This is a genomic window from Terasakiella sp. SH-1 (assembly GCF_004564135.1).
Taxonomy (GTDB): domain Bacteria; phylum Pseudomonadota; class Alphaproteobacteria; order Rhodospirillales; family Terasakiellaceae; genus Terasakiella.
Window position 1 is genome coordinate 3,536,534 of record NZ_CP038255.1, and the last position, 22,434, is coordinate 3,558,967.

Here is a 22,434-nt window from a genome sequence, read left to right on the forward strand (position 1 = left end):
TCTCCGATTAGTAATTAATCACTTTTTGAATATCAACTGTAGTTGAGGCTAAAATATTAGCAATTTTAACCCCTGCATCACCACGACCATAGATCGGGTCTATTTCATAAGACCCATGCTTTATTTGCATTTGAATTTTTTCATAAATATCATCTGCATTTGTCTCTGCATCAATAATATTATGGCCTCTCTCACGTTGCTGTTGCCGTGAACCTATATTAACTGCAGGCGTACCAATGAATGCGCCCTCTCGTACACCACTTGAAGAATTACCAACAAGGCAGGCCGTACGTTGCATCAGTTTGACATAGACATGAATCGGCAAATTTTTAAAGAAATGCATATTCTTATCTAGGCCCTTCTCACGCCAAATTCGAATACCACGAGCAATATCATCTGATCCTGCATCTGCATTTGGCCATAAAACAATCGCATGCATGCCAGTTTTAGAAACTGCTTCAAGTGTTTCCGTGATTTGCTTTTGTCCATCTCCATATTCGGTAGTTACCGGATGCTGGGAGACGAGAATAAATGGTTCTCCAAGATTAAATTGCATTCCAACACCTTGATTAAAAAGATTATTTTGTAAATCTCTTAAACGATAGTTCTGGTCATCAAGAATTCTTTTGATTAGATCAATACGAGGGCATCCCACAAGGTGAATATTTTTAGGGATCTCGCCAAGTTTAATAATCCGATCTTTTGCATCTTGTGAGGCTGGGAAGTGGATATGTGCAAGTTTAGTTACGGCATGACGAATAGATTCATCAATAGTACCGCTAACTTCCCCTCCCATGGTATGGGCAAGGGGTATATTCATATATGCTGTAGCAATAGCTGTTGCCATTGTCTCAAAACGATCACCAACAGTAATTACTGTATCTGGTTGTAGTTGTTCAAGGACAGGAGGCAAAGACATAAGACCTATACCAGTCGATTGGGCCATAGAAGTTAAGCTTTCGCCTTCTAACAACATGTTTACTTGTGCATCAATCGCAAAACCATCTTTTTTTATGAGATGAATAACAGCTCCGTATCTATCAAGTAATGCTGAAGCACTTGCAACAACCTGTAACGTCAAGTCGGAATGATTGTTAACAGCTTCCATTACAGACTTGATGCTTGAGTAGTTAGCTCGTGAACCGACTACAATGCATATTTTTTTCATAATCCATTGCCTATTTGATAAGTTATATTACGAGCAAATTGCAAGCAATCCAAAAAAACGACGAGATTATAAAGACCTCTTATGAATTGTCTAGCAGATTGTCTCGTCACCTGAGCCAAAAGTAAGGATCATTTTTTCATTTTGCTTTATCCTTTCTGAATAACAGATAGGAGGGATCAATAGGAAAGAGAGGTCGTCCGGCCAGTTTAATCGTTTTGAGTGATGAAGAGCGTGATATTGTCGGTTTGAATAGCTCCTATTTTCCTAGACGCCTTGATCTCTCTTTTTTGCTGTCGTTCGAATTCATTTGGTGACAGCATTTCGTTCCTAGCATGCTTGCGTTTTGGATTGTAGAACATTTCAATATAGTCAAATACATCCTGCCTTACATCCGCTCTGGTTTTGTAGACCTTGCGCCTGATGCGTTCACGTTTAAGCAGGTTAAAGAAGCTTTCCGCAACAGCGTTGTCATGACAATTACCGCGACGGCTCATAGAATGTTCCAAGTTATGAGATTTCAGAAACGAAGCCCATTCAATGCTGGTAAATTGTGAGCCCTGATCGGAATGTATGACGACTTTATTTTTAGGTTTTCGCCGCCACACAGCCATTAATAAAGCCTGCAAGACGAGTTCTGTCAGTTGCCTGCTTTGCATAGACCAACCAACAACTTTTCTGGAATAAAGGTCAATAACAACCGCTAAATATGAATATCCTTCTGTCGTTTTAATATAGGTAATATCAGTTACCCAAAATCGATTTGGTTCCAGAACATCAAATTGTCGATCAAGTGTATTATCAACAACAATAGACGGTTTTCCTCCATATTGACCAGGGCGACGTTTATATCCGATCTGAGTAAAATTCCTGCCAGACGAGCTAAACGTGCGACACGATTGGGGCTTATGAATTCGCCTAATTCGCACAGATCATCATGTAACTTACGATAACCATAGACCTTGCCACTCTCTTCCCAAGCCTGCTTGATAAGCTCCGTTTGACGTTGGTCTTCAAGGGCTCTTTTGCTGAGCGGTGATTTCAACCACGCATAAAACCCGCTTGGATGAACTTGCAATATACGGCACATGCTTCGGATCATAAAATCAGAACGATGCACCTTCATAAAGGCGTACTTCACTTGGCATCTTTTGCGAAGAACGCCGTGGCCTTTTTTAAGATGTCTCACTCCTCGGTGACACGGGCCAACTCTTTCTTTTAGCGACTGATCTCGGCAGATTGTTCCATAACTTCTTGGGCAACAGCTGGCAATTTAGAAAACCGCTTACGCCATTGATAAAGCGAATGTGTGCTGACACCTAAACGCCGGGAAACTTCTGCGACTGAATAGCCCCGTTCCGTAATCTGCTTTACAGCATCAATTTTAAATTCATCGGTGAAATAGGATTTGGATATTGAATAACTCCTTGCCTCATTTTGTAACCGACAAGGTGTCTAGAAATCTAGGGACTATTCAGAGAATGAAGTTGCCGACAAGAGAACAGGCAGAAAAAGCCTTGTTCGGATGCATTAATCGATTTTACAATCCCAAGCGTCGGTATTCATATTTGGGAAATATCACTCCGATGCAGTTTGAATTGAACGCCGCATAAACGAGAAGGTACTCTCCAGTTTTACGGAACGAGTCCAACTGAAAAATCAAATAAATGAGACCTATCTCCGGCTCATATGACGAGAAAACGAGCTCTGATTTTAACTGTATTAGATTGACATCAGATTAATATCTATTAAAAAAGGGGACACTATTTAATAGAGAACCTCCTTTAATATTGAGTGCTAGGTAATGTCTTTTTTTCAAGATCGTTTTAATGAAACCCCAAAAGAATTATTGGACAGGAAAAGTATTCTTGTTACAGGCGGCACAGGATCTTTTGGGAAGCACTTTATTAAAACAATATTAGAAAACTATACTCCATCTCGTTTGATTATTTTTTCTCGTGATGAATTAAAACAGCATGAAATGCAAGTATCTGCTTTGTTTCCGGAAGATAAAACACATTGTTTAAGATATTTTATCGGTGATGTGCGTGATAGACGTCGTTTACATATGGCGATGAAAGGTGTTGATTATGTCATTCATGCTGCTGCAATGAAGCAAGTGCCTGCTTCTGAGTATAACCCTTTTGAGTGTATTAATACCAATGTTTTAGGTGCACAGAATATTGTTGAAGCAGCGATTGAAAATAATGTTAAAAAAGTCATAGCCTTATCAACAGATAAGGCATGTAGCCCTGTCAATTTATATGGAGCAAGTAAGCTTGCATCGGATAAAGTTTTTCTAGCAGCTAATAATTTAAGTAGCCCTGATGGCACGCTGTTTTCTTGTGTTCGTTATGGCAATGTTGTGGGATCCCGTGGTAGCGTTGTCCCATTTTTTAAGAATTTAATCGATAATGGGAGTGAAGAACTCCCTATCACCGATGAACGTATGACGCGTTTTTGGATTACCTTAGATCAGGGTGTGAGTTTTGTTCTTACGACACTGGAGCAGATGCAGGGTGCTGAGATTTTCGTCCCCAAAATCCCAAGTATGAAAATTACTGACCTCGCCTTAGCTATGAAGCCAGATTGTAAGTTTAAGATTATAGGTATACGGCCGGGTGAGAAACTACATGAAGTAATGATTTCGAGCGATGATTCACGCACAACTGTGGAACGTGATGATCGTTATATTATTTTGTCGGAGTACCCTTGGACAGACCGTTTCCCCTTGGCAAAAAAAGATGGGCACTCCGTCCCTGAAGGATTTAGTTATGCTAGTGATACAAACACTGAATGGCTTGGTGCTGAAGAATTGGTAGAGTGTATTAAGTCGTAAAGGGTAGGTAAAGTTCAATGGTTGATATTTCAGAATACTCTCAAATGTTCCGAGATAAGAAGTTTGAGGAAATTTCCATTGCAGAAAGAACACTTGCAAATGGTTTAGAGGCTTTGCGCCTACAAAGAGATTTAGACATTATCAATAAATATGCTCAAGGTCCAAATTTTTGTGACTTCCCTATTGGGACAGGTCGAATTTATCCAAACTTTCAGGACCGCTTTAATGTTTTTGGTTATGATATTTGTGGTGTTTATGTAGATTATGCGCGTTCAAAACAGCCAGATTTTGTAGAAAATTTTCAAGAATGTTGTTTTGAGGATCCATATGATAAAGTGAAAATGGATACGATAGTTTCTTTACGGGTTTTCAATAATATTGGGGATAAAAAAACCGCAATGAAAAATATTGCACGCATTTTAAATAATAACGGGGTATGGCTTTTAAATATTCCTCCAGTTTTGTTTAACGATGCCACTTTCCATACGAATTTGAAACAAGCGGGTTTCACAATTGAAGATTATTATGGTTATGATTGGGTTTCATCTTGGAAACAAATGAATAAACTTGAAGCTCGTTTCCGTCAAGTTATCACAAAGTTTGCTGACCTGAAACTTCTACCGTATTTTTTATATAAGATTATTGATCATTTGATGCCACGGAAAGGGTTAATCATGGTCGTTGCACGTAAGACTTTGTAAAGTTCAAAGTGGGCCTGTACGGAAAAAGTGGGTGTGTCTCCTGAGTTAATTATCTTAATGTCAGGAGGTTTCAATGTACAAAAAAATTGGGGCTGGCATGGATTAGGTTTCACCAACACCATTTTTTGGGCATTTTAAACTGCTCTTTTGGTGATCCATAATTGAACCTAAATTCGAACTCTTTCAGAAACAGGGGAAAAGCCTCTTTTGGTATGCCATTATATTTTTTGAGAATACGTTTAGCTTGATTCCAAAAATTATCAATACCGTTTATGTGGTTATATTGATTGTCTGCAAAATGGGTCGAGTGGTTGATCCACATGTGTGTACATTCACTGACATCCAATGTGTTGTAAGAATGATGGCATTCCGTGAAAACAATGCTGTCAGGCTTTATTTCCAACGGATTATAGGCATTAAGGTATCCGTTCTTTGTGTATTTAAGACCTTGCCATGACGTTTAAGAATGCCAAAACTTAGATTTATTACCGTTATTTTGCATTCGCACAGGATAAATAAAGTGTTTCTAAAAATAAGAAAGAATATCAATTTTATACTTGTGTTATCGCTTTTTGTGTTTCTTTTGTTTTTAATAAAAGAGACGCCGGAAAAAGATTTAGTTCACACAGACCCTAAAAAGTGGGTCTGGGAAATATACCGGGAAAAGTTTGGGGCTTTTTTTGCACAAAATATCTCTAAAAAAGATACGCAAGCAACTATGGTTCTTTCTAAAAATAAAAATGAATTTATCAATATTGATAAATTAATAATAAGAAAAGTTCTACCTCAAACATCAACAAATGATTGGTGGAGCAGTTGGGATAATAATGAGTTTATTTGGTGGGGAGCTCGTACCCTTCTTATTAATAGCGATGAGGGAAAAGAAAAACTTCTCTCAATTCCATATTTATCTGGCAAATTTGGTGATGTTTTTTCAAAATTTATTTCTCTTGTGGATTTAAGCGATGGTAAGCAGACAAAAATTCATTTATCCGGTAAAGAGCTAATTACTGAAATTACTGGAGATGGAGAATATACTCCAACCTCCATAAATGCATTTTTTAATAGAACAAATGGGAATTTCGATTTTATCCTTGGAAACAGGCTAATTCAGAACATTTCTCTTAAAACTCCTCAATCAATAAACATTGATGATTTTCAAAAAATACAACGTGATTCAGTTTTTTTAAAACAAAATAACAACGCTCCCCTTCTCGCATTCAGAGAAGAAAGTAAAATATTTCTTACTAACTATCATAAAAATGACACTGTTCGTATCATAACACTCCCAGATGACTTTTCCGCAAAAGAGAAATACTATCCTACAGACAGAAGTATTTCATTCCTTAGTGATATTGATCTTGATGGTAATGATGAACTTGTTGTGAAATCTGCTGAATATATTTTAATTTTTTTGTCACAAAACGTATTTTCCACCCCTCCAATTAAAATCATAGGTGACAAAAGTCTATGGAGGGCAAAACTGGGAGCAACAGGTGACTTCAATAGGGATGGTTTCAACGATTTCTGGGTAGTTATTAGGCATGAAGAACCCGGTACCAGTCGTTCATTTTTAGTATCAGGCAAGGATTTGACAAGTGAGTATGATATTAGAAATTCATATTGTGAATTAATAGACTCAAAAAAATATTCTGATACAGATGGCCTTGGTTCAACTATATCACCAATAGCAGGTGATTTTGACCAAGATGGAATACCTGATTTTTCTATTGGTGGTCATTTTCATATGTCCTGGAATGGTGCTCTTTATATCCTTCCTGGTAAACATCTTAAATCTGATTGTAAAATACCTATAACATCGAAGAAGGTTGTAAAAATTCTTGGGGAACCATTTAGTGAATTAGTTCCAACTGGTTTCCATTATGATTATATGGACATTAATAAAGATAATTATAGTGATATTATTTTAACAGCAGATAACGATTTAGAGGCAGGTTTTAGCGCAGGAGCTTTATATATTTTAGATGGAAAAAAGATATCTGCATTGATCTATTAAGTCTTCATATTTAATAATTAACTTAACTAACTATTGTGCTGTGGTTCTCGTCGGAATTACGTTTTTCAGGTTAACTCAGACACAATTTCATACACATTTTGGTTCTAATATGTCCCTTTATAATTCAGATGAGCATCTGATTAAAAGAATTTATAAAATCCTTTTAATCCACCCACTCAGAAGTATTTCAATATTTATACTTACTATACTTGCCGGTTTTTTAGAGGGGATAGGAATACTTGCCTTTATTCCTGTTTTAACGAGCATACAGAATAGTGATCCATCTGATGGGTCAATGGCTATTGATCTTTTATATTCATTTTTCAATTCGTTAGGTTTTAACAAAACAATAGAAACAATGCTCATTTTCATCGTAGTCGTAATGATTCTGAAAAGCATTTTAATGTTTTATTCTAACATCATTGTTACGCGACTTGGATCTCAAACTGCAGCAGATCTAAGGTTACGTTTTATACAAGCGATTTTGGCTGCACGTTGGTCATATTTTATAAATGAAAAATCAGGTGCTTTCTCTAATGCCCTTGGAGGAGAAGCAAATGCTGCAGCACAAGTTTATTCGATGACATGTAATATGTTATCAAGAACTGGTATTGCTTTTATATATCTTCTAATTGCATCAATGGCTGCTTGGGAAATTAGTGTTGCGGGTATTCTATGTGGCGTTTTTCTCTATATCTTTTTCAAAGGGCTAAATACAAAATCGAAGAAATTAGGAAAAGAACAGGCATTAGCCTATGAGAATCTTGCAATAAGAGTCACAGATGGCCTGTTAGGTATGAAAGCTTTAAAAGCTATGTCACGGGAAAAATGGCTATTACCTATACTCTCTAAAGAAACAGAATATTTAAATAAGACAAACTATATGTTTGGCTTTTATCAACAAATGCTTCGGCAAATACCTGAGCCTATTATTGCAATAATATTGGCATTAGGAATTTATTATGGAGTAACATATTTTGATTTTCAGATTTCTTTCATTATAATCGTATCTGCTCTTTTCTATAAGGCTCTAAATACAATTAGAGAAGTTCAATCCCATACTCAAAAATTTATGTTCGCAGAGAATTATTACTACTCTTATCTTAAAAAGATAAAAAAAGCTGAAGCAAGTTTTGAAGAGAAAAAGAACTCAGCAGATGTCACATTTAATTCAAGCATCTCTTTTAACAATGTCACTTTCTCATATGGAAAACATCCGGTTATAAAAAAGGCAACATTCCATATCTCTCGTAACAAGATTACAGCATTAAGTGGAGTGTCTGGTAGTGGAAAAACCACATTGCTGGATTTACTTCTTGGATTGCAAATTGCTAAATCTGGATCTATTAAAATTGACGATGTGAACCTTAATGATATTGATATTACTAAATGGCGTAATGAAATAGGTTATGTACCGCAAGAACATTTTTTATTTAGTGATACCCTTAGAACAAATTTATCTTTAGGTGACTCTTCAATCTCAGATGATGATATTTACTGGGCTCTTGAATTAGCAGGGTGTAAAGAATTTGTCGCTGCTTTACCTAATGGGCTGGATTTCAAAGTTAGTGAAAAAGGTGGGACATTTTCCGGTGGGCAGAAACAACGCCTAATGATTGCTCGTGCTCTAGCACGCAAACCGAAACTCCTTATCCTTGATGAACCAACGAGTGCATTAGATGCTAAAACAGAAGCTGAATTTTGTAAGAATTTAAAAGAACTTAATACAGACATTGCAATTCTTGCAATCACTCATCAAGCTGGTATTCGTAATGTCGCAGATTCAATTATTGATGTATCTGAAGGTATTGCAGTTCCACGTTAAAAAAAGTAATACTTAGTTTAGGTACAAATCGTTTCCCAGAATACATCAATCAATGCGGGTCAACTCTAAACTTTACGCTGTTCTGAGTAAAAAATGTCAAATGATGAATTAAATAGATGTTTTATATCAATGACATCAACGTTACAGGATGCTTTATTAGCTATTGAAAATAGCAAATACAAAATTGCACTCATAGTTGATATGAACCAAAAACTTTTAGGCACTATTACAGATGGAGATATTAGACGCGTACTGCTAAAAAATTCAGATTTTACAACTCCATGCCATCAAATCATGAACAATGACCCAACGATTGCTCATGAAAATGACAGTAAAGCAACTCTACTTCATAAAATGACATCTTATAAAAGACGCCATTTGCCAGTTATTGATAAATATGGAAAAGTTGTTTCTGTTGTGACACTACAGAACCTAATAGCCACAACATCAAGACCTAATACCATCTTTATTATGGCCGGTGGATTTGGTAAGCGTCTCCTTCCGCTAACCAAAGAAACCCCTAAGCCTATGCTTCCCATTGGGGACAAGCCAATCCTTGAGCATATTTTAGATCGTTTCATCGCAAGTGGTTTTGATAATTTTATTATTTCTGTTCACTATCATGCTGAAATAATAAAAGAATATTTTCAGGACGGTTCAAATTGGGATGTTAACATTTCTTATGTAGAAGAAAATGAACCCAAAGGAACAGCAGGTGCTCTCGGTCTTATAAAAGATAAAAATACATTACCCATGATTGTTGTTAATGGAGATGTATTAACAGAAATCAATTTTGGTCACTTATTAGACTTCCATAATGATCATGCAAGTAATGCAACCATGTGCGTCGGACCTTATAAGTACGAAATCCCATTTGGGGTCGTTGAAACAAAAGATGGTAAACTTATTAAGTTTCGTGAGAAACCAATATTTCAACATATGATAAATGCAGGAATGTATGTTGTATCACCGCAATTATTAGACCTTATAACGCCAGGTGAATATATCGACATGCCCGATCTATTTACACGTGGGATTAAAAATGGTTTGAATACGTGTGTTTTCCCTATTCATGAGCAATGGATTGATATTGGTCGGCCAGAAGATTACAACCTTGTCAAATAATTCGATATAAACTGTTCATTAAAATGTATAAAAATCAAAAAGTGCTGGCTGTAATCACAGCGAGGGGCGGGTCTAAAGGCTTGCCAGGAAAGAATATTAGAAATCTAGCGGGCAAACCACTTATTGCATGGTCCATTGAACAAGCACAAAATTCTAAAATTATTGATCATTGTATTATTTCAACCGATTGTCCTGATATTGCTCATGTAGCTAAACAATGGGAGGGCAATATCCCATTTATGCGTCCAAAGCAACTGGGTACAGATGAGGCCACTACAATGGATGTTCTGCACCACGTGATGTCGAACGTTTATGAACATTATGATTATATTGTTTTACTACAACCAACTTCACCATTAAGAACTTTTGATGATATTGATGGATGCATACGTAAGTGTATTGATACAAATACTCCTGCCTGCGTATCTGTGTGCAAAGTTGATAAAAGCCCTATGTGGATGTTTAGAATGAATAACGATAAAGGGGAATTATCCCCCTTTAGCAGTGGTGAAAATATACCAAGCCGTAGGCAAGATACAGAACAACTCTGGAGCCTAAACGGTGCGGTCTACGTCGCACAATGGGAATGGTTGAAGAACAATGATAGTTTTATATCGAACAAAACAGTAGGCTATGCTATGACATCTGCACATTCAATTGACATTGATACGGAACTGGACTTCAAGATCGTTGAATCCCTCATCAAAGATTGACCTTTATTATGTGAAGATATTTAAAAATGACAATATTTAAAGCTTTTCAAGAGATCGATTACTCACAATATGAACCATTGAAGTCTGATAATGATGCTTTTTTTGGTTTGCCTAAAGAAGTGCAGTATTGCAATAAATGTGTAATTTCTAATCAACGCCCAAATTCTGCAGTTGAATTCTCACATACAAAAAACACCAGAAAAACAACAATTTCTTTTGATGAAGAAGGTATATGTGATGCCTGTCAGGTTGCTGAAGATAAACTAAATGTTAACTGGGCTGATCGAGCTAAAGAACTTGAAGAGGTTTGTAATAAGTATCGCAAAAATGATGGCACGTATGACGTTCTGGTTCCTGGTTCAGGTGGTAAGGATAGTTTCTATACCGCGCATATTCTCAAATATAAATTTGGTATGAATCCTCTTACAGTTACATTTGCACCTCATATTTATACTGATTGGGGATATCGAAACTTGCATAAATGGATTGACGCTGGTTTTGATAATTACCTTTTTACTCCAAATAAAAAAATACACCGCCTCCTTACACGCTTGGCAACAGAAACTATTTTTCATCCTTTTCAGCCTTTTATGCTTGGGCAGAAGAATATGGCACCTAAGTTAGCCGCCCAATTTAATATACCTTTTGTTGTTTATGGGGAAAATGAAGCAGAATACGGAAATCCTAGGCAGGATATGTCGACTGCCAAGCGCTCGCATAGATATTATACGACTGAAGACCCTGATAAGGTTTACATTGCAGGTGTTGCAATGTCGGAACTTCTTGATAAATACGGATTAACGAAAAATGACTTAGAAGCATTTATGCCTGCAAATCCAGGATTGATGAGTAAAGTAGGGGTAGATGTACATTATCTTGGTTATTATATGAAATGGCATCCTCAAGAATGTTACTATTATTCAGTAGAGCATGGTGACTTTGAAGCTTGTCCAGAACGTAATACAGGAACATTTAGTAAATACGCGAGTATTGATGATAAAATTGATGATTTACATTGGTACTCGACATTTATCAAATTTGGCATTGGGCGTTGCTCATACGATGCTGCCCAGGAAATTCGTTCTAGAGATATTGAACGTGTAGAAGGTGTTGCATTGGTGAAACGGTTTGATGGTGAATACCCCGAGCGTTTTTTTGATACTCTGATGGACTACCTATCGATTGATACGAAGCAATTCCCAAATGCAAAAGAATGGTTTGAATCGCCAGAAATGACAAAGGAATACTTCAATAACATTGTAGATAGAAATAGATCTCCTCACATCTGGCATTTCAAAGAAGGTCAATGGGGTTTACGCAAACCAGTCTGGAAAGCTTCATAGAATTGATTACAGATGAGGTTTTACTGTGAATTTACGATTTATTGCACGCATGGATATAAAAGCTCCCAATTTAATTAAAGGAGTACAATTAGAAGGGTTACGTGTTATCGGTGATCCTAGTGAGTATGCTAGGAAGTACTATGAAGCAGGAATTGATGAACTAATTTATATGGATGTAGTCGCGAGTCTTTATGAGAGGAACGGACTAGAAGAAATTGTAAAACGCACTGCCGAAGATATTTTCATTCCGATTACTGTTGGAGGTGGCATTCGTTCACTTTCCGATGTGGAACGAATGCTTAAAGCTGGAGCAGATAAAATTGCTTTGAATACTGCCGGAATTAAGAACCCAAACCTGATTACAGAAATTGCAAAAAGATTTGGATCTCAGTGTGTTGTCTTAAGTATTGAAGCCAAAAGAAACCCTCAAGGCAATTGGGAAGCCTTAACTGATAATGGTCGTGAACATACTTATAAAGATGCTATACAATGGGCCAAAGAAGGAGAGAACCTTGGTGCAGGTGAAATTCTTGTGACGTCAGTTGACCAAGAAGGGACAGCAAAAGGCTTTGATCTTAAATTGGCTCAAACATTAGATGAGAGCATCTCTATTCCATATACTATAAGTGGTGGTATGGGTGATATCACTGATGCGCATCAACTAGTTACCTCAACCAATGTTGATGCAATTGCAATGGCCCATGTATTACACTACAATAAAGTAAATCTCAGTCAATTACGCACTGCAATTAAACAAAAAACTGAAAGATATATACGCGAATTATGACTAGAGACGTGCTAATTGTTGATTATGGAATCGGAAACTTATTAAGTATTAGTCGGGCTGTTAAAAAAGCTGGCGGCAATCCAATTATTTCAAGTGAACCCGATCAAATTATTACCGCTCGTCGTGCTATTCTCCCGGGTGTCGGGGCGTTCGGCGACTGTATTGTTGAAATTAAAAGACGGGGATTATATGATCCGCTTCTGACCTCATTAAGAAATGAGCAGCAAGCATGGCTTGGTATTTGTGTTGGTATGCAAATGTTGACTAATAAAAGCTTTGAATTCGGTGAACATCAAGGATTCCAAGTTATCCCAGGTGAAGTACATAAGATACCAAACATGGAGAATGATGTATTCATTCGGAAGCTTCCTCATGTTGGGTGGAATAAACTTTTATTAAAAAATGAAACTATGTGGGAAGGTGGAATTTTTAAGGGCATTAAACCAAATTCAGCTTTCTATTTTGTACATTCTTATTCAGTAAGGTCTGAAGAAAAAGATAATATACTGGCATACGCAGAACATGATGGATATGTATTTACAGCTGCGATCCAATCCTCCAATACTTTTGGGGTGCAGTTCCATCCTGAAAAAAGCGGTACAGTCGGAATTCAGGTATTACAAAACTTTATTAATCTAGACATTAACTCTCCCTAAAATAACTTTAGAAAAGATGAAAATTCTTTTATTTCCACGTCATGAAACATCTTTCCAAAGAATGTTTCCACAATATGAAACTCTATCTAAAGATTGTCGCTTTGATCCATTTATAATTTTAGCTGACCAGCGTGTTAGCAAATATACTTCTCTTTGTGATCTGAAAAATATTAAGCATATAGATGTTATACCCAAAGTACCGGGTGACCCTATCATTGGTGCAGACAATATTTGGGATAGTATTTGTAATATTTTTCCTAAACTTATATCCGGTATACTAAGAAGGAAAAGGGTTTCGTTTTCTTTTCCTGTTTCTTTGTGGCGTTTTTATTATGTAATAAAGAATTATAAAAAAGAGGCTGAATTTTGGCTGAATTTCCTTCAAACAGAGGCCCCAGATATTGTGTTCTTACCAGGAGACCGTGAACTTGGCTTTGTGCCACCTTTATTGTGGGCTGCAAGAAAATTAAACATAAAAACTATTATTTCTGCAGGGGGGATTCCTTCAGTAGAGGGTATTGCAGCTTCAAGACAAAGTGATATTCGATTTAAAGCGAATTTAACTTCATGCCCTCTATTGTTAAACCTCATTGCTGCATTTAGATTCCCTAAACAGGAGTTCCCAACTAGAACTTCAACATTGTTGTTTTCTCCCGGCTGGTTGATACTGGCTTTAGCTAAGTTAGATATGCTTCCTGATAATCCTTGGGTGCAAGGAGGGGGGTATGCAGATTTCATCTTTATGAGTAGTGATCAAAAAGCACACTTTGCTATCAAACAAGGTTTAGATCGTAATAAAGCACTTGTAATAGGTGATGCTGCATTTGATGCCCTTTTTCACGCAAAGTCTATCTGTAAAGAACAAATTGCAGCATTTAACGATAAGTTTGTTTTATCTCAGGGCAAAAAGCTTATCGTTTTTGCTATTCCTAATTATGCAGAGCACAACATTTTGCATTGGGACGAGCATCTAGAGAAATTACGTGAATTCTCAACTGTTTTATCTCATTTTGAATGTAATGTTATCTGCTCTCTGCATCCAAAATCAGATATTGAGACTTATCGTTTTTTAGAAAGTGATTTTGGCTTTCATATTGAAACAAGCCCACTTGCTACGATTTTACCTTGTGCAGATGTGTTTCTTTGTGGGAATTCAAGTACAATTGAGTGGGCTATTATTCTAGGATTGCCAATCATTAACTTAGATTATATTTATATGAATGATGAAAACTATGAAGAATGCCCAAGTTTGTTTAAAGTGACAAAAACAAAAGACTTTAAAGAAACTCTTTTAAATTTATTAGAAAATCTTGATCATTATACGCAACAACAAATCCAATGTTCGGCTCATTATGGTATACTTGACGGTAAATTTGAGGAACACCTTAAAAAAATAGTGCTTAATATTAAAGAACACTGTCCATAAAAATAAAATTAATCGGTTGAAAAATGCAAAATTTCAAACAAACATTTCTCATTGGCAACATGGAAGTAGGCGTTAATTGCCCGCCACTTATTCTGCCTGACATTGGTACTTTTTTCAATCGTGATATGAAAGAAGCAAAAAGACTCGTTCGAACCTTAAAAGATACAGGATGTAAGATCATTAAAGGTGAAATCTTACATGACTCTACAATTTGCCTAGATGATGATACAGAAGAGATTTATCTGGATAATAACGATAAGCAAGTCCACGAGAGATATCGTCAACTTATTGAACGCAAAGTAGTTGATTTACAATCTTATGAAGACCTCTTTAAGTTAGTTAAAGAGTTGGAAATGGAATTTATTCTATCTGTTTACGATATAACAGGCGCTGATTTTGCTATAGAACAAGGTGCGTGCGCTTTAAAAATCGCTTCATCTAATATCACACACCGCCCGCTAATTGAATATATTGCACAAAAAAATATACCAATGATATTGGATACAGGAAAATCAACAATGGAGGAAATTTCCCGTGCTATTAGCTGGGTTTTAGATGCTGGTTGTAATGAACTTATTATTGAACACAGTCCAGATGCTCCTCCTGCACCTGTTGATAACCACAATCTGAGGTTTATGTGTGCTTTAGGTGAAATATTTGGAGTGCCTTTTGGACTATCAGATCATCATAATGGTGAAGAAATGATGGTTGCAGCTACAGCTCTTGGGGCTTCCATTTTAGAAACGGGAGTTTGCCTCAATAAAAAAATAACAGATCAAGACGTACGTCATGCAACCGAGGTCTATAAAATAGCTGAAGTTATCAAAAGTTGTAATAATGTATACCAAGCACTAGGAACACCCTATCGACATCTTTCTATAGAACGTCCAGAGCCAAAAGCACGTATGGGACTTGTCGCAAAAAATAATCTTCAGCAAAATCACATTTTAAGTTTTGATGATTTGCATTTTGCGTTCCCCCCTAAAGGTATTTCAGCTGCAGATTATAAAGATATTCTAGGGCGCCAACTTATCTCATCTGTTCCAAAAGGGGCTATTATCGAGTGGTCTAATGTCAAGTATGCAACTTCCTAGACCTCCCGCACTAAATGGATTACATACAACGGAATATACTTTTATTTTATTTAAAGGAGAAATTTTAGATGAAATAAAGAAGGTTACTGGCCTGTTTGATTCTAAATTCTTCATTCTTTCCACATGCCAAAATAATAAACGTTTATTTTTAAAAACTCAAAACTTAGATGGTTCGTCTATTTTTCTGAAAACAGTCGAAAACAGATTCCTAGATCAATATATCAAATCTGATCAAATAACTCTTAATCTAGCTGATTCTATAAATATAATAATTAAACCCATTTCAGGCTATCCTAAACCACTAGGCACTACACATCATATTTTTGCTTATCCATTTTATAGTTTGTCTATTCTTTCCAACAGCGAAATAGAATTTTTTCGATTAGGCTGTGCTTTGTCAGAGTTACATTATGCGTTAAAATCTATGTCGGATTTTTGGAATGTATCTGTTAAAAAAAACAGCCAACGACGTTATCGAAAGTTATATGAACGTAGTTTTAATTTGAAAAGAGTTTCAAGGATAGGCCGTGATATTATATTGAATGCCCTTTTAGATTTTGATCGGAAGAGTCTCATTCAATCATTTGATAATGCTCAAATTATACATGGTGATCTCAACAGTGGGAATATTGGATATTCAAAGCAACAGTCATCTGTCTTCTTCCTAGATTTTGAAGATACTCTCTGTTCATATCTGCCTCCTGAAGCTGATATTGCTTTCATATTAGAACGGCTTATCTTCGTACACCCTTATCAGAATAAACGAGAGCTTATTAAAGCATTCTTTAAAGGTTATTGTGGAAATGAATATAATTTATTCAAAGGTAAGCATAGTATATCATTTTGGTTATCATTTCTTAATCTAAGATCAATGTTATTACTTGCTGAAATGGAAGCGAATAATCATCAAGTTTCAGCAACAGAATGGACAAAATTTGATACATTATTCAAACAATCTAAGAAGTTTAGTATTGAACTTGAAAAGCACTTTAGCTAATTCTGAGAAACATGAAAAAGACTATTCTGTTATCTGCACGAGATACTGCAGCAGCACAAATTGTTTGCATATTAAAACCATTATTTGACAAAGAAAAGTGGTGTCAAACTATTTTGATTGCGGGTTCTCCGGCTGACAAAATTTTTATTTCTCATAAAATAGATTTTATATCATGTCCTCAATGGAAACATGAGACAGAAGCCCTAGCCTATTGTGAAAAAATAATCCAAAAATTTACCCCAGATGCAATCCTGACAGGTAGTAGTGGACCTGGGTTTGGGGTTGATGAGTATTTGATTTTTTGTGCAAATGTGCCTTCTTTCACGATCCAAGATTTTTGGGGGTTTCTAAATCCATATAGTGGACAATATGCAGATACTTATTTTGTATTAGATAAATATGCAGAAAAACAAACCAAAAGCGTTTTACGGCATAAAAAAGTTTTGCCAATTGGCTCTGTAAAACATAGCTCTATCGTTACACGGGACTGGGTAAGTATACGTACTGCTAAAAGACGTGCTATCAAATTATCATCAAATTTAGACTTATTGATCGGTTTCTTTGATCAACCTTTGAAACTTGATGAAGGTTATAAAACATTATGTAGTGATTTTGCAGCGTCTATCACTCAGTTAGAGCAGTCTTTCAAATTATTACTCCGTTTTCATCCTGGAACGCCTCGGCAAACACGTAATGTTGTTTATGATATTTTCCGTAGGAAAGGAGTTGAAATCATTTTAGACAACAATGAGAGCAACGTTTATGAGACAATTTCTGCCTGTGATATAGTTGTATCATCTTTTTCTACATGTAACCTTGACAATATCTATATGAATGCTTCTTCTTCTGCCCCCTTAGGGGTTTCTGTGTATCTATTTTATAATGAAGAGATAAGAAATTCTTTTGAAAAGCATCATGCAACTAAAATGCTTCCTTCTTTTTCTCATAATGAAGCCTATGTAATCTATAAGAAAAGTGAAATACTGCAAACGATACATAAAGCAATCAATAGCCGTATGCAAAGCTGGGTAGCAGTAAAAAAATTGCCTTCACCATTATATGCCCCTAAAAAAATAATAGACGTACTGAAAAACCAGTTACAAAGAGGAAGTGAAATTGGATAATTCACCTAATCATGCCAATTATAAGAATATTGGTACATATCTAAATGAAGATCATCATATAAAGGCAAAAGAGTCCTTTAAGGAACTTGGTAAACTTATTTTGAAGCAGCTCCCTGACAATGAAAATTCTGGATGTCTACTTGATATAGGTTGTGCAACAGGGGCATTAATCGGGTATTTGGAAACCCTTTTACCAAAATATGAAATGGTAGGTTTAGATTATTTTCCCGAGCTTGTCAAAAAAGCTGAAACTAAACTCCCTCAACATAAATTCATCCAGGGTTCAGCACTTAGCCTTCCTGATGAATTTAAAAAATCTTTCGATTTTGTGATCCTAAGTGGTGTAATTGGTATTTTTGATTTTGATGATGCTATGACTGCCTGCCGTCAAGCTCTGGATTGCTTACGTAAAGGAGGGACTCTTTATATATTTGGTAATTTTAATGAATACGACATTGACCTTCTTGTTTCACACCGAAAACGTATTGATGGCAAAACTGGGGATTGGGAAAAAGGCTGGAACGTTTATAGTATGTCGACTATGCAAGATTTCTTCTCAGATTGTCATCACATTAAGTTTTTTGATTTCGAAATGCCATTTGAACTTACGCCTCAAAACGATCCAATTAGATCTTGGACATATAAAGAGAATAATAAATTGCAATTGACGAACGGACTAAAATTCCTAATTAACTTACGCTTCTTAGAAGTGAAGCGTGATATGCTCCCTTCAGAAAAGTGATTCTGTACCAAATGTTAGAGTCTGATTCAGAAGTATTTGAGTAATTACAGTTACTTATGTTTCTATTGATTTGTGGAGCAGCCCCCACACCCTAACATAGCCTAAGGAGGCTTAGGGCTATGCCTTAACTTATGAAATTGTGGAGGGTGCTTGTCGCTGTCGCCATTCATATCTGAAGGGCCTCAGCCCGATTAAATTTGAGAGAAGGGTTGCCTAAGTGAGTGAGACACACTCTACTTTTTCAGTACAAGTCCATTTTGTCAAACTGAATAGCCCCTAGTTTCCTAGACGCCTTGTTGTCTCATTTTTTGTTGCCGTTCGAATTCATTTGGTGACAGCATTTCGTTCCTAGCATGCTTGCGTTTTGGATTGTAGAACATTTCAATATAGTCAAATACATCCTGCCTTACATCCGCTCTGGTTTTGTAGACCTTGCGCCTGATGCGTTCACGTTTAAGCAGGTTAAAGAAGCTTTCCGCAACAGCGTTGTCATGACAATTACCGCGACGGCTCATAGAATGTTCCAAGTTATGAGATTTCAGAAACGAAGCCCATTCAATGCTGGTAAATTGTGAGCCCTGATCGGAATGTATGACGACTTTATTTTTAGGTTTTCGCCGCCACACAGCCATTAATAAAGCCTGCAAGACGAGTTCTGTCAGTTGCCTGCTTTGCATAGACCAACCAACAACTTTTCTGGAATAAAGGTCAATAACAACCGCTAAATATGAATATCCTTCTGTCGTTTTAATATAGGTAATATCAGTTACCCAAAATCGATTTGGTTCCAGAACATCAAATTGTCGATCAAGTGTATTATCAACAACAATAGACGGTTTTCCTCCATATTGACCAGGGCGACGTTTATATCCGATCTGAGTAAAATTCCTGCCAGACGAGCTAAACGTGCGACACGATTGGGGCTTATGAATTCGCCTAATTCGCACAGATCATCATGTAACTTACGATAACCATAGACCTTGCCACTCTCTTCCCAAGCCTGCTTGATAAGCTCCGTTTGACGTTGGTCTTCAAGGGCTCTTTTGCTGAGCGGTGATTTCAACCACGCATAAAACCCGCTTGGATGAACTTGCAATATACGGCACATGCTTCGGATCATAAAATCAGAACGATGCACCTTCATAAAGGCGTACTTCACTTGGCATCTTTTGCGAAGAACGCCGTGGCCTTTTTTAAGATGTCTCACTCCTCGGTGACACGGGCCAACTCTTTCTTTTAGCGACTGATCTCGGCAGATTGTTCCATAACTTCTTGGGCAACAGCTGGCAATTTAGAAAACCGCTTACGCCATTGATAAAGCGAATGTGTGCTGACACCTAAACGCTGGGAAACTTCTGCGACTGAATAGCCCCGTTCCGTAATCTGTTTTACAGCATCAATTTTAAATTCATCGGTGAAATAGGATTTGGATATTGAATAACTCCTTGCCTCATTTTGTAACCGACAAGGTGTCTAGAAATCTAGGGACTATTCAAACGCGCTTAATTTGTTAATGAGAGAGACCGTTTGTTCGATGATAGCTTTATCATTCAATTCAGTGTCAATTTGTTTGCGCGCATAAGCCCCATATTGTTTTCGTATATCATAATGTTCCATCAAGTTTTCGATTGCATCTGCTAAAGCAGTCGGGTTCTTTAGGGGAACTAAAAGTCCGTTTTTTTCATGATGGACGATTTCTCGACAGCCAGGAACATCCGTGGCAATCATGGGAAGACCGCAAGCGGCAGCTTCTAAAAGGCTTTTTGGTAAACCTTCTCGCCAGGAAGGGAGAAGAGCAATGCTGGATTGCTGATATATATTGGCAATGTCACTTCTACGTCCCCAACATTCAACCAAACCATCAGATTGCCATATGTCAATATCATGTTGAGTTGCGCTTTGTGGGTTTCCGGGGTCTGGGGCGCCTACCAGAACAATACGGTAACTCTTTCCTTTGTTTTTCAATATCCTGGCAGCTTCCACAATTTCGCTAACACCTTTAGACCAAAGAGTCCGACCAACAAATGTGATTAATCCATTTTGAGGTAACTCTGGACTTGGGCTAAAATATTTTGCATCGACACCAGATCCGCGAATTAAAAAAAGGTTCTTTTCAGTTTTGAAGCCAAAAGATTGCATAAGTTCAATATCATTGCCATTTTGTACAATCATATGAATACGTTTAGTCTGTGAAAACAGCCGCATAAATATGCTGATCATAAAACGAATCAAGCGAGCCTTTAAGTTCTTTGCAATAAAGCTATAGCCCATTCCTGTAATCATATTGATGACTGTACCAACAGGAGCGCGTAATGCTGCAATTGTGCCAAGAAGAACAGTAAATAAAGCAACATGCACGACAATATCAGGCTTAACATCACGATATAACTTTGTAATGTTCTGAATAGCTGATTGTGTGGATTGGAGCGAAATTTGTTCTCGGCCAAGATTTAGGTCATGTAAAATAAACCCGTGATTCTCAAGTTCCGTTTTTGCCTGATTAATATGACAGGCAACATGGACTTTATATCCATCTTTAACCAAACCTAAGGCTAGGGGCAAACGATGGGACAGAAAATACCAATCTTTGGATACTAAAATAAGTACTTTCTTTTGGGGCATTTGTTTAACTCAACTCTTTGCGCACATTTAAATATATAATGAGGGACGTAAAGGCACAAATATAATAACTAGCTTGCCACCAGGCGGCCCAATAGGAAAAATTAAATAAACCAGAGCCCCAATAGGCAGCATTAATTGAAAACAAAACCAATAAGGCTGGGTGTCTTGTTTTCCAATATTCAGTGATGTTTTTCCAAAATATAACACAGACTAACGAGATAAAGGGAACAAAACCGATTACCCCTGTATCAAGTAAGATTTCCAGTACCCAGTTATGGGGGTGTCCTGGCAAAAGTTGAGCAGGCACATCTGCAAGAGGAATATAGCTTGGCCCGTAATAGTTGATCAATGTCTGAGTTGCCATTGGATGCAGGTTTGACGCATTTATTCCATAACCGACCCATGGGGACTGTTGCCACAGTTCCAATGCAAATTGCCAAATTGTTTGACGATGAAAGTCGATTAACCAAACAGGAAGATAGGCTAAGTCCTGATTTGCAACAGAAGTCATATATTGTTTTTGGACTAACCACTCTCCTACTCCTAGGATTGCAAGTGTAATAAGAATAATCGCAATTAAATTTATTTTCCATGTCGTTGATGAGAAAATATATAGGGCTATTGGTGCAAGGGCTGCAGCAATCAGCGCAACCATAGAAGCTTTGGCATCAAAAATGAAGATTAATGACACAATACAAATGACAGCACACAAAGATAACAAACGCCAGATTCCCGAATAATTAAAGGCGAAGAAAATAAGTAGGGGAATGGCTAAAACGAAAGCGTTGGAAGGCGGTTTAAATCCTTGATATACTTGAAGGAAAGTAACCGGTGTGAACTTCAAGAGGCTATAAATATTTGGTTCAATATAAAAGGCAGTAATGCCAACAGTGGAGACAAATAAAATGCCTATTGTTAAAAGTTTACCTTGAATAAATGTGCAATTCTGCAAATGCCAGCAAACGAAGAAAATTGCTATGGGTAATAAAATATGACGTATCCATGTTTCTAAGGAAGAACCCGTGTCATAAGAAAAAATTATATTTGGAGTAAAAAGAAGGCATGTTAGGCAGCATAGAGTAAACAAACCAAAATATTCAGATATAAATGAACGTTGGAAACCAATACGTTTTGTGGTTGTTATAGTCTGATAAATAACTGAGAGTAGAGCTAATGATAAGAAAATGGCTAATGTGGCACGCCCACTGGCAACAGCGGGTACGGCCAAGCCCAAGCTGGCAGCTCCTAGGATACTAAC

The 22,434-nt window shown here is 36.9% G+C and carries 17 protein-coding genes and 3 pseudogenes; 14 read left to right on the forward strand and 6 right to left on the reverse strand.

The features are described 5' to 3' along the window. Positions 1 to 7 precede the first annotated feature (7 nt). Both neuC and E4K71_RS16685 read right to left on the reverse strand, forming a co-directional pair. Entirely contained in the window at positions 8 to 1,108 is a 1,101-nt protein-coding gene (neuC, locus tag E4K71_RS16680) for a UDP-N-acetylglucosamine 2-epimerase (protein ID WP_240796838.1), read from the reverse strand. Positions 1,109 to 1,374: 266 nt separating this feature from the next. Further along, positions 1,375 to 2,581, reverse strand: a pseudogene (locus tag E4K71_RS16685) (IS3 family transposase). Between the two features lie 388 nt (positions 2,582 to 2,969). Between E4K71_RS16685 and pseB the strand changes: the two are divergent. Both pseB and E4K71_RS16695 read left to right on the forward strand, forming a co-directional pair. Beyond that, entirely contained in the window at positions 2,970 to 4,004 is a 1,035-nt protein-coding gene (gene pseB, locus E4K71_RS16690) for a UDP-N-acetylglucosamine 4,6-dehydratase (inverting) (RefSeq protein ID WP_135081506.1), read from the forward strand. A 17-nt stretch (positions 4,005 to 4,021) separates the two neighbouring features. Further along, the gene (locus E4K71_RS16695) at positions 4,022 to 4,705 is read left to right on the forward strand and encodes a methyltransferase domain-containing protein (RefSeq protein ID WP_135081508.1); all 684 of its coding nucleotides are present in this window, start codon (positions 4,022 to 4,024) and stop codon (positions 4,703 to 4,705) included. Positions 4,706 to 4,814: 109 nt separating this feature from the next. Here E4K71_RS16695 and E4K71_RS16700 read toward each other — a convergent pair. After that, positions 4,815 to 5,179 (reverse strand): annotated as a pseudogene (locus E4K71_RS16700) (transposase); the annotation flags it as partial. Here E4K71_RS16700 and E4K71_RS16705 point away from each other — a divergent pair. From E4K71_RS16705 to E4K71_RS16760, 12 genes are all read left to right on the forward strand, one after another. Then, complete coding sequence (locus E4K71_RS16705) at positions 5,172 to 6,722, forward strand: integrin alpha (protein WP_167730136.1); 1,551 nt, start codon at positions 5,172 to 5,174, stop codon at positions 6,720 to 6,722. The pseudogene E4K71_RS16700 and the gene E4K71_RS16705 overlap by 8 nt on opposite strands. 109 nt (positions 6,723 to 6,831) lie before the next feature. Further along, positions 6,832 to 8,547 (forward strand): ABC transporter ATP-binding protein, encoded by a 1,716-nt coding sequence (locus tag E4K71_RS16710; RefSeq protein WP_135081512.1) that lies wholly within the window; start codon positions 6,832 to 6,834, stop codon positions 8,545 to 8,547. A gap of 93 nt (positions 8,548 to 8,640) precedes the next feature. Continuing rightward, positions 8,641 to 9,672 carry a nucleotidyltransferase family protein gene (locus tag E4K71_RS16715; RefSeq protein ID WP_135081514.1) on the forward strand — a complete coding sequence of 344 codons (1,032 nt, stop codon included), beginning with the start codon at positions 8,641 to 8,643 and terminating at the stop codon, positions 9,670 to 9,672. A 23-nt stretch (positions 9,673 to 9,695) separates the two neighbouring features. Further along, positions 9,696 to 10,385 (forward strand): acylneuraminate cytidylyltransferase family protein, encoded by a 690-nt coding sequence (locus tag E4K71_RS16720; RefSeq protein WP_135081516.1) that lies wholly within the window; start codon positions 9,696 to 9,698, stop codon positions 10,383 to 10,385. 26 nt (positions 10,386 to 10,411) lie between these two features. Then, positions 10,412 to 11,728, forward strand: a complete 1,317-nt coding sequence (locus tag E4K71_RS16725) for an N-acetyl sugar amidotransferase (protein ID WP_135081517.1) — start codon at positions 10,412 to 10,414, stop codon at positions 11,726 to 11,728. A gap of 25 nt (positions 11,729 to 11,753) precedes the next feature. Then, on the forward strand, positions 11,754 to 12,515 hold the full coding sequence (locus E4K71_RS16730; RefSeq protein WP_206201922.1) for an imidazole glycerol phosphate synthase cyclase subunit: 762 nt from the start codon (positions 11,754 to 11,756) through the stop codon (positions 12,513 to 12,515). An 8-nt stretch (positions 12,516 to 12,523) separates the two neighbouring features. Beyond that, the gene (hisH, locus tag E4K71_RS16735; protein WP_167730651.1) at positions 12,524 to 13,171 is read left to right on the forward strand and encodes an imidazole glycerol phosphate synthase subunit HisH; all 648 of its coding nucleotides are present in this window, start codon (positions 12,524 to 12,526) and stop codon (positions 13,169 to 13,171) included. Positions 13,172 to 13,187: 16 nt separating this feature from the next. Further along, entirely contained in the window at positions 13,188 to 14,597 is a 1,410-nt protein-coding gene (locus E4K71_RS16740) for a hypothetical protein (RefSeq protein ID WP_135081521.1), read from the forward strand. Positions 14,598 to 14,620: 23 nt separating this feature from the next. Further along, positions 14,621 to 15,691, forward strand: coding sequence for an N-acetylneuraminate synthase family protein (locus tag E4K71_RS16745; protein WP_135081522.1), 1,071 nt, complete (start codon positions 14,621 to 14,623; stop codon positions 15,689 to 15,691). Continuing rightward, positions 15,669 to 16,688 carry a phosphotransferase gene (locus E4K71_RS16750; protein WP_135081524.1) on the forward strand — a complete coding sequence of 340 codons (1,020 nt, stop codon included), beginning with the start codon at positions 15,669 to 15,671 and terminating at the stop codon, positions 16,686 to 16,688. Before E4K71_RS16745 ends, E4K71_RS16750 begins: the two co-directional genes overlap by 23 nt. A gap of 11 nt (positions 16,689 to 16,699) precedes the next feature. Continuing rightward, positions 16,700 to 17,812: a hypothetical protein gene (locus E4K71_RS16755; RefSeq protein WP_135081525.1), complete on the forward strand. Its 1,113-nt coding sequence runs from the start codon at positions 16,700 to 16,702 to the stop codon at positions 17,810 to 17,812. Next, the gene (locus tag E4K71_RS16760; protein WP_167730653.1) at positions 17,805 to 18,554 is read left to right on the forward strand and encodes a class I SAM-dependent methyltransferase; all 750 of its coding nucleotides are present in this window, start codon (positions 17,805 to 17,807) and stop codon (positions 18,552 to 18,554) included. The genes E4K71_RS16755 and E4K71_RS16760 overlap by 8 nt, the downstream gene beginning before the upstream one ends. 284 nt (positions 18,555 to 18,838) lie before the next feature. On the opposite strand, the pseudogene E4K71_RS16765 reads toward E4K71_RS16760, so the two are convergent. From E4K71_RS16765 to E4K71_RS16775, 3 genes and pseudogenes are all read right to left on the reverse strand, one after another. Further along, a pseudogene (locus E4K71_RS16765) lies at positions 18,839 to 19,988 on the reverse strand (IS3 family transposase). A 54-nt stretch (positions 19,989 to 20,042) separates the two neighbouring features. Beyond that, positions 20,043 to 21,176: a glycosyltransferase family 4 protein gene (locus tag E4K71_RS16770; RefSeq protein WP_135081530.1), complete on the reverse strand. Its 1,134-nt coding sequence runs from the start codon at positions 21,174 to 21,176 to the stop codon at positions 20,043 to 20,045. Between the two features lie 4 nt (positions 21,177 to 21,180). Then, positions 21,181 to 22,410, reverse strand: a complete 1,230-nt coding sequence (locus tag E4K71_RS16775; RefSeq protein WP_167730656.1) for an O-antigen ligase family protein — start codon at positions 22,408 to 22,410, stop codon at positions 21,181 to 21,183. Positions 22,411 to 22,434: the final 24 nt, after the last annotated feature.